The sequence below is a fragment of the Pseudomonas frederiksbergensis genome (assembly GCF_003732665.1).
Taxonomy (GTDB): Bacteria; Pseudomonadota; Gammaproteobacteria; order Pseudomonadales; family Pseudomonadaceae; genus Aquipseudomonas; species Aquipseudomonas frederiksbergensis_G.
The window spans coordinates 1-299 of sequence record NZ_MOBP01000256.1 but is presented as its reverse complement, the minus strand read 5'-3'; the positions used below and the strand labels follow the sequence as shown (position 1 = coordinate 299).

At 60.9% G+C, this 299-nt stretch carries 1 protein-coding gene; it reads right to left on the bottom strand.

What is annotated here, in order from left to right; translation table 11 throughout:
• Positions 1-89: 89 nt before the first annotated feature.
• The coding region (locus tag BK665_RS34075; RefSeq protein ID WP_311198562.1) for an NAD(P)-dependent oxidoreductase at positions 90-299 on the bottom strand (210 nt) is incomplete at its 5' end.

Here is a 299-nt window from a genome sequence, read left to right as displayed (position 1 = left end):
ATCGAGGGTCGCAAGAAAAATATCCACACGATCGATTAAAAATCGGCCTAATGCCGCCGCCGATACGAACGGTTGTGTGGTGGCGGTAATCAACGAGGATCCAGCACAACCGGCGTCAGCACCGGCCGGCCGGCGAAGAATGCAACCAGGTTTTTACCCACCAGTTCCACGGTGCCTTGGGTCGCTTCCGGGGACAGGCCGGCGACGTGGGGCGTCAGGATCACGTTGGGCAAAGTCTTGAGGGCGTCAGGCACTTTGGGTTCGTGGTCGAACACAGCCAGCGCCGCGCCGCCGATCCG